Source organism: Pantoea sp. SGAir0430, from assembly GCF_043549295.1.
On the sequence record NZ_CP039427.1, the window covers coordinates 1,228,388 to 1,239,746 of the forward strand.

The 11,359-nt window shown below is 57.1% G+C and carries 10 protein-coding genes and 3 tRNA genes; 9 read left to right on the plus strand and 4 right to left on the minus strand.

What is annotated here, in order from left to right; all coding sequences use genetic code 11:
• The first annotated feature begins 77 nt into the window (after positions 1–77).
• Complete coding sequence (gene purR / locus E7738_RS05885; protein WP_021506220.1) at positions 78–1,103, plus strand: HTH-type transcriptional repressor PurR; 1,026 nt, start codon at positions 78–80, stop codon at positions 1,101–1,103.
• On the opposite strand, the gene punR is transcribed toward purR, so the two are convergent.
• Complete coding sequence (gene punR / locus E7738_RS05890; protein WP_021506221.1) at positions 1,100–2,011, minus strand: DNA-binding transcriptional activator PunR; 912 nt, start codon at positions 2,009–2,011, stop codon at positions 1,100–1,102. The two genes, purR and punR, sit on opposite strands and share 4 nt — an antisense overlap.
• A 109-nt stretch (positions 2,012–2,120) precedes the next feature.
• On the opposite strand from punR, the gene punC reads away from it, so the two are divergent.
• Both punC and cfa read left to right on the plus strand, forming a co-directional pair.
• On the plus strand, positions 2,121–3,323 hold the full coding sequence (punC, locus tag E7738_RS05895; protein WP_021506222.1) for a purine nucleoside transporter PunC: 1,203 nt from the start codon (positions 2,121–2,123) through the stop codon (positions 3,321–3,323).
• 310 nt (positions 3,324–3,633) lie between these two features.
• Positions 3,634–4,782 carry a cyclopropane fatty acyl phospholipid synthase gene (cfa, locus tag E7738_RS05900; protein ID WP_059011030.1) on the plus strand — a complete coding sequence of 383 codons (1,149 nt, stop codon included), beginning with the start codon at positions 3,634–3,636 and terminating at the stop codon, positions 4,780–4,782.
• A gap of 48 nt (positions 4,783–4,830) precedes the next feature.
• Here the strand turns inward: cfa and E7738_RS05905 are convergent, their stop codons facing one another.
• A complete protein-coding gene (locus E7738_RS05905; RefSeq protein ID WP_104092871.1) occupies positions 4,831–5,484 on the minus strand; it encodes a riboflavin synthase subunit alpha in 654 nt (217 codons plus the stop codon).
• 198 nt (positions 5,485–5,682) lie between these two features.
• Between E7738_RS05905 and E7738_RS05910 the strand changes: the two genes are divergently transcribed.
• From E7738_RS05910 to E7738_RS05935, 6 genes are all read left to right on the plus strand, one after another.
• Entirely contained in the window at positions 5,683–7,056 is a 1,374-nt protein-coding gene (locus tag E7738_RS05910; protein ID WP_058769700.1) for an MATE family efflux transporter, read from the plus strand.
• 153 nt (positions 7,057–7,209) lie between these two features.
• Positions 7,210–7,286: transfer RNA gene (locus tag E7738_RS05915), tRNA-Val, on the plus strand.
• 3 nt (positions 7,287–7,289) lie between these two features.
• Positions 7,290–7,366 (plus strand) — tRNA-Val (locus tag E7738_RS05920).
• Between the two features lie 12 nt (positions 7,367–7,378).
• Positions 7,379–7,455 (plus strand) — tRNA-Val (locus tag E7738_RS05925).
• Positions 7,456–7,799: 344 nt separating this feature from the next.
• Positions 7,800–9,212: a pyruvate kinase PykF gene (pykF, locus tag E7738_RS05930; protein ID WP_021506226.1), complete on the plus strand. Its 1,413-nt coding sequence runs from the start codon at positions 7,800–7,802 to the stop codon at positions 9,210–9,212.
• Between the two features lie 305 nt (positions 9,213–9,517).
• Positions 9,518–9,754: a major outer membrane lipoprotein gene (locus E7738_RS05935; protein WP_007374746.1), complete on the plus strand. Its 237-nt coding sequence runs from the start codon at positions 9,518–9,520 to the stop codon at positions 9,752–9,754.
• Between the two features lie 75 nt (positions 9,755–9,829).
• On the opposite strand, the gene E7738_RS05940 is transcribed toward E7738_RS05935, so the two are convergent.
• Together E7738_RS05940 and sufE are read right to left on the minus strand one after the other, a co-directional pair.
• The gene (locus E7738_RS05940; protein ID WP_394516204.1) at positions 9,830–10,867 is read right to left on the minus strand and encodes a L,D-transpeptidase family protein; all 1,038 of its coding nucleotides are present in this window, start codon (positions 10,865–10,867) and stop codon (positions 9,830–9,832) included.
• 62 nt (positions 10,868–10,929) lie between these two features.
• Positions 10,930–11,346, minus strand: coding sequence for a cysteine desulfuration protein SufE (sufE, locus tag E7738_RS05945; protein WP_021506228.1), 417 nt, complete (start codon positions 11,344–11,346; stop codon positions 10,930–10,932).
• Positions 11,347–11,359 lie beyond the last annotated feature (13 nt).

Here is an 11,359-nt window from a genome sequence, read left to right on the forward strand (position 1 = left end):
GCAAAACCATTAGCAGACGCAAACGTTTAACAATATACTTATCAGTAAGTTGCGATAAGCCCAGGAGTACCATTTTCATGGCAACCATTAAAGATGTGGCGAAACGCGCCGGGGTCTCAACCACCACGGTTTCGCATGTCATCAACAAAACGCGTTTTGTCGCGGAAGAGACGCGTAACGCCGTATGGGAAGCGATTAAAGCGCTGCACTATTCACCGAGCGCGGTGGCCCGCAGCCTGAAGGTGAATCACACCAAGACGCTGGGCCTGCTGGCGACCTCCAGCGAAGCGCCCTACTTCGCCGAAATTATTGAAGCCGTGGAGAATCACTGCTTTGAGCGTGGTTACACGCTGATTCTCGGCAACGCGCATAACGATCTGCAAAAACAGCGCGCCTATCTGTCGATGATGGCGCAAAAGCGCGTCGATGGCCTGCTGGTCATGTGCTCCGAATATCCCGACGATCTGCTGCAGATGCTGGAAGAGAACCGCAATATCCCGATGGTGGTCATGGACTGGGGCGAATCGCGCGGGGACTTTACCGATACCGTGCAGGACAATGCGTTCCACGGCGGTTACCTCGCCGGGCGATACCTGATTGAGCGCGGCCATCGCGATATCGGTGCTATCCCTGGCCAGATGGAGCGCAACACCGGTGGCGGCCGTCATGCGGGTTTTCTGCAGGCGATGCAGGAAGCGGGCATCAGCGTCCGTCCCGAGTGGATTGTGCAGGGTGACTTCGAACCGGAGTCAGGTTATCAGGCAATGCAGCAGATCCTGAACCAGAAACAGCGCCCGACGGCGGTGTTCTGCGGCGGCGATATCATGGCGATGGGCGCGATTTGCGCGGCCGACGAGATGGGACTGCGCGTGCCGCAGGATATTTCGGTAATTGGCTATGACAATGTGCGCAACGCGCGCTACTTCACCCCGGCGCTGACAACCGTGCACCAGCCGAAAGCGCAGCTGGGGGAAAAGGCACTGGAGATGCTGCTGGACCGCATCACCAGCAAACGCGAAGAGCCGCAGACCATTGAAGTGCAGCCCACGCTGATTGAGCGCCGCTCCGTGGCCGATGGCCCGTTCCGCGATTACCGCCGTTAAGCCACCTTCTCGCTGAGCCACTCGTGGTTCAGCGTCTCCGCATCGCCCAGATATTCCAGTAACCACGCCAGCGCCGGTGACGCGCGCTGCTCAGACCAGCTGACGCAACACGGGCTGTCCGGAAACGGCTGCGGCAACGCCAGCTCCACCAGCGCGCCGCTGTCCAGCAGCGGGCGCGCCAGGTGCCCCGGCACCATGCCCACGCACAATCCAGCCTGCAGGCAATCCAGCCCGGTTTCCCACTCCGGCACCACCAGCCGCCGCTGGTTATCCAGCGTCCACGTCATGCGGCGCGGCAGCGCGCGCGACGTATCTTCCAGCACCAGCGACGGCCAGGCGCGCAGGGTTTCGTCGTCCAGCTGCGGACTGTGGGCCAGCGCATGCTGCGGACTCACCACGCAGCGCCAGTTGAGCGCGCCCATATCCTGAAAGGCGAAGCGGCCGCCGACCGGAATGGCCTGGGTGGCGCCAATCGCCACATCGACACGACCATCAGCCAGCGCGTCCCACACGCCGTTAAATACTTCGTAGCTGATGATCAGCTCCATATCGGGGAAATGGCGGTAAAAATCCTTTACCAGCTGGCGGGTGCGCTGCGGTTTGACGATGCAATCTACCGCGATACTGAGCTGACCGCGCCAGCCATTAGCCAGCTGCTGACACTGGCGGCGCGTGGCCATCATTTTTTTGATAACAGAACGCCCTTCACGCACAAAATGCTCGCCTGCTGCCGTCAGCACCACTTCGCGATGCTGCCGCTCAAACAGCGGTACCGCCAGCCAGCCTTCCAGCTGGCGCACGGTATAGCTGATGGCAGAGGGCACGCGGTGCAGCTCCTGCGCCGCCGCGCTAAAACTGCCGGTGCGCGCTACCGCGTCCACCACCTCAAGTGCATATTCCGACCACATAGTTTTCCCATCAAAAATTTTAACAGCACCCTGCAAATATTAGCGTTTCACAAAGCCCGCTGCACCCTTTTACACTCCCCGCCGTTCAACCTGCCGAGTGAGAAAAACCATGCTGTCATCCAAAGGATTTCTGCCTTACCTTGCCGTGCTGAGCATGCTCGGCTTTCTGGCCACCGATATGTATTTACCCGCCTTCGGCGCCATGCAGCGCGACTTTGCTTCCGCACCGGGCACCATCAGCGCCAGCCTGAGCCTGTTTCTGGGCGGCTTTGCCTGTGCGCAGGTGCTGTGGGGCGTGCTGTCGGACCGCTTCGGCCGTAAACCCATTCTGCTGGCGGGCCTGAGCCTGTTTGCGCTGAGCTGTCTTGCCATGCTGTGGGTGACTAACGTCTGGCTGATGCTGGCGCTGCGTTTTGTGCAGGCGGTAGGCGTGTGCGCCGCAGCGGTGAGCTGGCAGGCGCTGGTGGTTGATCGCTATCCGCAGGCCAAAGCCAACAAAGTATTTGCCACGATTATGCCGCTGGTGGCGCTGTCACCGGCGCTGGCACCGCTGCTGGGTGCCTGGCTGATGGCCCATTTTCACTGGCGCGCCATCTTCCTCGCGCTCACGCTGGTGACGCTGGTGCTGCTGTTCGGCACGCTGAAACTGGCCAGCGCGCCGCGTGCGCGCCACGAAAGCACGCCGCAGCCCAGCTGGCTGACGCTGCTGGCGACGCGTATTTACAGCGGTAACGTAGTGATTTATGCCGCCTGTTCCGCCAGTTTCTTCGCCTGGCTGACCGGCTCGCCGTTTATCCTCGCCGCCGCGGGTCTGAGCCCGGCGGACATTGGCCTGAGCTATATTCCGCAGACCATCGCCTTCCTGCTGGGCGGGTTTGGCTGTCGCGCACTGCTGAACCGTTTTCAGGGTGCGCAGCTGCTGCCGTGGTTGCTGATGATTTACAGCCTGAGCATTCTGGGCCTGTTTGCGGTGGCGCTGATGACCACGCCGCCGCTGGTGGCTCTGCTGCTGCCGTTCTGCGGCATGGCGCTGGCCAATGGCGCGATTTACCCGATTGTGGTGTCCAGCGCCCTCGCCCCGTTCCCGCAGGCCACCGGCAAAGCGGCCGGCCTGCAGAATCTGCTGCAGCTGGGCTTATGCTTCCTCGCCAGCCTGATTGTTTCCGCCGGTCTGCAGCAGGCGCTGTTACATACCACGCTGGTCATGGTGGCCACGGTGATCCTCGCCTGGGCCGGTTTCCTGTGGCAGCGTAGCGCCAGCGCACAAAGTGATATTGCTCACGCTTCCCGTCCCTGCGAAGATAATTGCTAAGGCAACGATTATCGTTAGCAAACTAACGATAAGCCATTGAATACTGACCTGCGTGAGCATATACTCAGTGGGTCAGCATTTCTGCAACAAATCAATAACATAATGAGCGTATTTTTTAGCGACACTGTCGCTGGGATGGCGTCTGCACGATATTCACCTCCGGAGTTGTGGCAGACATTTCTATTCAGATTCATACCTCTGTAATACGTCGGCTATCTGGCGCACGGATTTTCCGTGAGTTCTCTCACAGGCCTGAGGAATTTGACTATTCTTTTTCTCAGGTTCAAATCGGAAAGGTGATGGAGAAGCTATGAGTTCATCGTGTATAGAAGAAGTGAGCCTTGAAGAAAACCAATGGTTTCGTATCGCCCATGAATTACTGGAGCGGGCGGACATTCACATCAACGGCACACGCCCCTGGGATATTCAGGTCAGACATGCGGATTTTTTCAAACGGGTCCTGCAGGAGGGATCGCTGGGCCTCGGTGAAAGCTACATGGACGGCTGGTGGGAGTGTGAACGTCTGGATATGTTCTTCCACCGCGTGCTGAAACATCATCTAGATAAGCAGTTACCGCACCATTTTAAAGATACGCTGCGCATTGCTGCGGCGCGCCTCACCAATCTGCAGTCAAAGAAACGCGCCTGGATTGTTGGTAAAGAGCACTACGATCTTGGCAACGACCTGTTTTCATTGATGCTCGATCCATTTATGCAGTACTCCTGCGGCTACTGGAAAAGCGCGGAAACGCTGGAGCAGGCACAGCAGGACAAGCTGGATATGATCTGCCGCAAGCTGCAGCTTGAGCCGGGCATGACGCTACTGGATATCGGCTGCGGCTGGGGCGGACTGGCGGAATTCGCCGCACGTCATTACGGGGTGAAAGTGCATGGCGTGACCATCTCTGCCGAGCAGCAGAAAATGGCGCAGCAGCGCTGTGCCGGTCTTGATGTGACCATTCTGCTGCAGGATTACCGTGATTTGGACCAGCAGTTTGACCGCATCGTGTCGGTGGGCATGTTCGAACACGTCGGGCCGAAAAACTATGCCACCTACTTCAATGTGGTTGATCGTAACCTGAAACCGGAAGGCCTGTTTTTGCTGCACACCATTGGGGCGATCAGAACCGACATGAACGTCGACCCGTGGATCGATAAATACATTTTCCCCAACGGCTGTTTACCGTCGGTACGGCAGATTGCCGATGCCAGCGAATCTCACTTCATCATGGAAGACTGGCATAACTTCGGCGCGGATTATGACACCACGCTGATGGCCTGGCATGAGCGGTTCCAGGCGGCATGGCCGCAGCTGGCGGAGAAGTATGGCGAGCGTTTCAAACGGATGTTCAGCTATTACCTCAACGCCTGCGCCGGTGCGTTTCGCGCGCGCGATATTCAGCTGTGGCAGGTAGTTTTCAGCCGCGGCGCTGAAGGCGGTTTGCGCGTGGCGCGTTGATTTCAGTGCAATGCTAAAAGGCGCTTACCGCGCCTTTTTTATTCGCGATTACTCCGCGTCCGGCAGCGTTTGTGCCAACAGCGCAGCCGCGGCATCACGCTGCGCCAGCACACGTTCGACGGTGTCGACAATCGCCTGGGTATGCGGATCGATTTCGATATTGACCCGATGCCCCAGCTTCTTCGCGCCCAGCGTGGTGCGCTCCAGCGTTTCCGGGATCAGATGCACGCAGAACTTACTTTTGGTGACATCGCCGACTGTCAGGCTGATACCATCGATGCCGACGAATCCTTTATGCAGAATATATTTGATCTGCTCAGCGTCCTGTAATTTAAACCACACTTCGCGGTTATTCTCTGACTGGATAATTTTACAGATTTCGGCGGTGGTCATAATATGGCCGGACATCAGGTGTCCGCCAATTTCATCGCTGAATTTCGCGGCGCGCTCAATATTCACGATGTCACCAACCTGTAATTCACCGAGGTTGGTGATGCGCAGCGTCTCTTTGATGAGATCGAAGCTGACGCGATCGCCGTCAATGGCGGTCACCGTCAGGCAGCACCCGTTGTGCGCTACCGAGGCGCCCAGCGCCAGGCCGGGCAACAGCTCAGCAGGCAAGCGCACGGTGTGGGTGCGGAACAACTCTTTTTCTTCAATGGCGACAATTTCTGCCGTGCCCTGCACAATTCCGGTAAACATAATTTCAGCCTCTGCGAAGTTTGTGGCAGTTTATCACAGCTTGCGCCGCAAGGTTTAATTTGCCGGCGCGCAAACTTTACACAAATGGCGCAACCAAATGCGATCAATGTTTGGCGGAAGTGCGGGCTACCGCTACACTAGGTCGCGCATTCTTTGGGGATTTCACCCCGCTCTCTTCTTAAATTACGCAGGTGATACGTGCAGAAGTATTTAACAGAAGCGCGTCAATTGCTGGCCCTCGCGATCCCGGTCATCCTTGCTCAGGTGGCACAGACCGCGATGGGATTTGTGGATACCATAATGGCCGGTGCGGTGAGCGCCACGGATATGGCCGCCGTTGCTGTCGGCACCTCTATCTGGCTTCCCGCCATTTTGTTTGGTCATGGTCTGCTGCTGGCATTGACGCCAACCGTTGCGCAACTCAACGGATCCGGGCGACGCGAACGCATCGCAGAACAGGTGCGCCAGGGTTACTGGCTGGCGGCGGGCGTGGCGCTGCTGATTATGGTGGTGCTGTGGAACGCCGGCTACCTGATTCACACCATGCATGACATTGATCCTCAGCTGGCGGCCAAAGCAGAAGGTTATCTGCACGCGCTGCTGTGGGGCGCACCGGGCTACCTGTTTTTCCAGGTGGCACGTAATCAGTGTGAAGGGCTGTCGAAGACCAAGCCGGCGATGCTGCTGGGTTTCCTCGGCCTGCTGACCAACATTCCACTGAACTATGTGTTTATTTACGGCCATTTCGGTATGCCTGCGCTGGGCGGCGTGGGCTGTGGCGTCGCCACCGCGTCGGTTTACTGGGTGATGTATCTGGTGATGCGCTTCTGGCTGAAGCGCATGCCGGCCATGCGCGATATCCGCATGCATAGCCGCTGGTCGCCACCGTCGCGCGCCATCCTGACGCGCCTGTTCACGCTGGGATTACCGGTCGCGCTGGCGCTGTTTTTCGAGGTCACGCTGTTTGCCGTGGTGGCGCTGCTGGTGTCGCCGCTCGGCATTGTGAAAGTCGCTGGTCATCAGATCGCGCTCAACTTTAGCTCGCTGATGTTTGTGCTGCCGCTGTCGCTCGGCGTCGCCACTACCATTCGCGTCGGCTACCGTCTGGGCCAGGGCTCGGCCGAACAGGCCCGCATCGCCGCGTGGACCGGCCAGGGCGTGGGTATTACCATGGCGGCGATCACCGCGCTGTTTACCGTGACCTTCCGCCACGATATTGCCGCGCTCTATACCGCTAATCCGGAAGTGATTACCCTGGCGGCACAGCTGATGCTGCTGGCGGCCATCTATCAGTTCTCGGATTCGATTCAGGTGATCGGCAGCGGTATCCTGCGCGGCTATAAGGACACGCGCTCGATCTTCTTTATCACCCTGATCGCCTACTGGGTGCTGGGGCTGCCGGTGGGTTACGTGCTGGCGCTGACCGACTGGGTGGTGGCACCACTGGGGCCGGCCGGTTTCTGGTGCGGATTTATCGTCGGCCTGACGTCGGCGGCGGTAATGATGATCTGGCGCATCCGCCGTCTGCAGCGTTTACCGGCGCAGGTGATTCTGGCGCGCGCCGCGCGCTAAGTGGCTGAGCGGGCGTTTATTTGGCCCGCAATGGCGAAAAAAACGACGCATAGCACAGTTGCTGGTCAGTCGTCAGGAAAAATCACTTTTCCGCTTGCCAGCATCACGGCCTGCCGTTAATATTCGTCCCCGCTGTCGCCCTGACAGCATGTTGCGCTCTTAGCTCAGTTGGTTAGAGCACCACCTTGACATGGTGGGGGTCGATGGTTCGAGTCCATTAGAGCGCACCAAGTGCGTCCGTAGCTCAGTTGGTTAGAGCACCACCTTGACATGGTGGGGGTCGGTGGTTCGAGTCCACTCGGACGCACCAGATTTCTGAAATGCGCTCTTAGCTCAGTTGGTTAGAGCACCACCTTGACATGGTGGGGGTCGATGGTTCGAGTCCATTAGAGCGCACCACTTTTGCTGTTATCTCCCTTGCGCAACTCGCTTTTCCTTGATCTGAGTCGGTTTTCTCCCTCTGCTTTTATATTGGTTTTCGCATACTTAGCGACTATACTATGCCGCGTTGTTCCACCTGAAAGGTTTCAGCGCTAACGTGCCTATGCCAGCCACTTACATCATTTGCGCAACGCCGTCGCTACGGTCTCTCCGCCCGGCGCATAACTTCTCTGCACGCTTAGCCGTCGTCACCTATTCTTACTTCTGTGGTAAACGTACCAACACCAAACAGATTTTTACTTCGGTGCCAGACGCATCGAACCCCGACCTTTATCATCCATCACAACTTACAGAAATCTGACATGAAAAAGACCAAGATCGTTTGTACTATCGGTCCGAAAACCGAATCCGAAGAGATGCTGACTCAACTGCTGGAAGCGGGCATGAACGTCATGCGCCTGAACTTCTCTCACGGGGATTATGCCGAACATGGTCAGCGCATCACCAACATGCGTGCCGTCATGGAAAAAACCGGTCGCCAGGCCGCGATTCTGCTGGACACCAAAGGCCCGGAAATCCGTACCATGAAACTGGACGGTGGCAACGATGTGTCCCTGAAAGCTGGCCAGACCTTCACCTTCACCACCGATCAGTCAGTGATTGGTAACAGCGAGCGCGTTGCCGTTACTTACGCCGGTTTCACCGAAGACCTGAAAATTGGTAACACCGTGCTGGTCGACGATGGTCTGATCGGCATGGAAGTCACCGAAGTCACGGAAAACACCGTGGTGTGTAAAGTGCTGAACAATGGCGACCTTGGCGAAAACAAAGGCGTCAACCTGCCAGGCGTGTCCATTCAGCTGCCGGCACTGGCGGAAAAAGACAAGCGCGACCTGATCTTCGGCTGCGAGCAAGGCGTGGATTTCGTTGCGGCTTCCTTCATCCGTAAACGTTCTGACGTGCTGGAAATCCGTGAGCACCTGAAAGCCCACGGCGGTGAGCACATTCAGATCATCTCCAAAATCGAAAACCAGGAAGGCCTGAACAACTTCGACGAGATCCTGGAAGCCTCTGACGGCATCATGGTCGCGCGTGGTGACCTCGGTGTGGAAATCCCGGTTGAAGAAGTGATCTTCGCGCAGAAGATGATGATCAAGAAGTGTAATAAAGCGCGCAAAGTGGTAATCACCGCGACGCAGATGCTGGATTCGATGATCAAGAACCCGCGCCCTACCCGTGCTGAAGCCGGCGACGTGGCCAACGCCATCCTCGATGGTACCGACGCAGTGATGCTGTCCGGTGAGAGCGCCAAGGGTAAATACCCGCTGGAGTCGGTCACCATCATGGCGACCATCTGCGAGCGTACCGATCGCGTGATGAAATCGCGCATCGATTCCCTGCAGGATTCGCGCAAGCTGCGTATCACTGAAGCAGTGTGCCGTGGCGCCGTTGAGACCGCTGAGAAACTGGAAGCGCCGGTGATTGTGGTGGCGACCGAAGGCGGTAAGTCGGCTAAATCCGTGCGTAAATACTTCCCGGATGCCACCATTCTGGCCCTGACCACTAACCAGACCACTGCGCGTCAGCTGATCCTCAGCAAAGGGATTGAAACGCGTCTGGTGAGCGAAATCGCCTCGACCGATGATTTCTACCGCATCGGCAAAGAGATGGCGCTGCAGAGCGGCTACGCGCAGAAAGGCGATGTCGTGGTGATGGTTTCGGGTGCGCTGGTACCGAGCGGAACCACCAACACCGCGTCGGTGCACGTACTCTGATCGAGCCGGTGATGTTTATTTAAAAGAGCGCCTTTCGGGGCGCTTTTTTTATTCCGCGCCTGAGACAGAAAGCGGAAAATTCCAATCGATAATAACTATTCAATATCCCGCAGAATTAAGGTTAATCCGATTAAATCTCTCTGTTTTCGCTAAATATTTTCATCATGTTCTGCGAAACGCTGCTTCTTTGAGCGAACGATCAAATTTAAGCATGTTCTCATCAAAAATTTATTCTCAACTTAAAAAGCTTTGTGTAATACTTGTAACGCTACATGGAGATTAACTCAATCTAGAGGGTATAAATAATGAATCGTACTAAACTGGTACTGGGCGCGGTAATCCTGGGTTCAACTCTGCTGGCTGGTTGCTCAAGCAACGCTAAAATCGACCAGCTGTCTTCAGACGTTCAGACTCTGAACGCTAAAGTTGACCAGCTGAGCAACGACGTGAACGCAATCCGTTCTGACGTTCAGGCTGCTAAAGACGACGCAGCTCGCGCTAACCAGCGTCTGGACAACCAGGCTCACTCTTACCGTAAGTAAGAGTTCTGGTTTGAAAAATGGTGCCCTTGTGGCACCATTTTTTTTGTCCGGATTCTGCCGTCCGCTGGCCCTGAATCACGGTGTCGCAGCGGCTTCGCCCTGCGCCTGACTGATGGTGGCTTGCGCACCGCCTGTTGCCCCCTGCTGCGTCTGCAGCACTGCCGGCAGCGGCGTCGCCTCACTCACCGGTTCCCCACTGCTCACCAGCACCGGCATGCCTGAACGACGTTCAATCGCCGCCTTAATCAGCGCACTGTCGCTCTTCGCACTCTTTATAAAGGCTTTCAGCGGCGCGCTCAGCGCAATTGGCATGGTCTGCGGATCGTCCTGTTCATTACGCGACAGCGGCTGGTGTACCTCGATGTAGCGTTTGCCGTCGGGTTCGATGGCATATTTGATCGGCTGGTTAATCACCTGTACGCGTGTACCCTGCGACACGCTGTTAAACAGCGCTTCGATATCGTCCGGGCGCAAACGAATACAGCCGGAGCTGACGCGCATCCCGATGCCGAAGTCGGCGTTGGTGCCGTGAATCAGATACTGGCCGCTGCCGCGCGCCAGACGCAACGCAAACAGCCCCATCGGGTTATCCGGCCCGGCAGGCACCATCGCGGGCAGCGTGATGCCCTCTTTGGCGTAGCGTTTGCGGATATTGACGGTGGGCGTCCAGGTGGGGTTAGGGATTTTCTGGCTGATACTCGTCACCATGCTCGGCGTGGCGGCACCCAACTGACCGATGCCGATCGGATAAACCACGACGCGATTTTCCCCTTTGGGATAGTAGTAGAGGCGCAGTTCGGCCAGGTTGATCACGATGCCTTCGCGCGGCGCATCCGGCAGCAGCATCTGCAGCGGCACGGTAAGCTGCGTTCCGGCTTTCGGCAGCCAGGGGTCGACGCCCGGATTGGCTTCCAGCATGCCAAGCATGCCTATCTTATAACGCGCGGCAATGCTCTCCAGCGGCCGTTTGTCATCCGGGACGGTGGTCAGGGTGTTTTCGCCAATCAAACGGCTATCAGCGGCTGGCAGGGGGTATTCCGTAGCAAACGCAGGTGCAGACAGTCCGAAACAGGACAACAGCAATGCACCGGCTAAACGAAGCGCAGGTTTCATGCAATTTTCTCTTTGTCGGATGGAACAGACCCCGGTCATGGCCGGGGTCTGGAGAGTGTAACTTAGCTGAGAGACTGTGCGTTATGCCGGATCGCGCGAATCATCGCTTCCAGCCCCTGCGAACGCGAAGGGGTGAGGTGTTGCGTCAGGGCCAGTTCGCCAAACCAGTGGGCGACATCCAGTGCCAGAATCTCTGGCGCTTTCAGCCCCTGATACAGGCTAAATACCACGGCAATCAAACCCTTAACGATGGCGGCATCGCTGTCACCTTCAAAAGCAATGGTGCCGTCTGCCTGTGGGGTCATGCGAATCCATACCTGACTCTGACAGCCGGAAATGACGTACTGCGGCTGATGCAAGCTTTCAGAGGATTCTGGTAATTTTGCCCCGAGTTCAATGATGTAGAGGTACTTCTCTTCCCAGTTGGCGCAACGATTGAAGTTGCGCACCAGTTTCTCTTTTTCTGGCAGGTTTGCCATGCATAACTCCTGA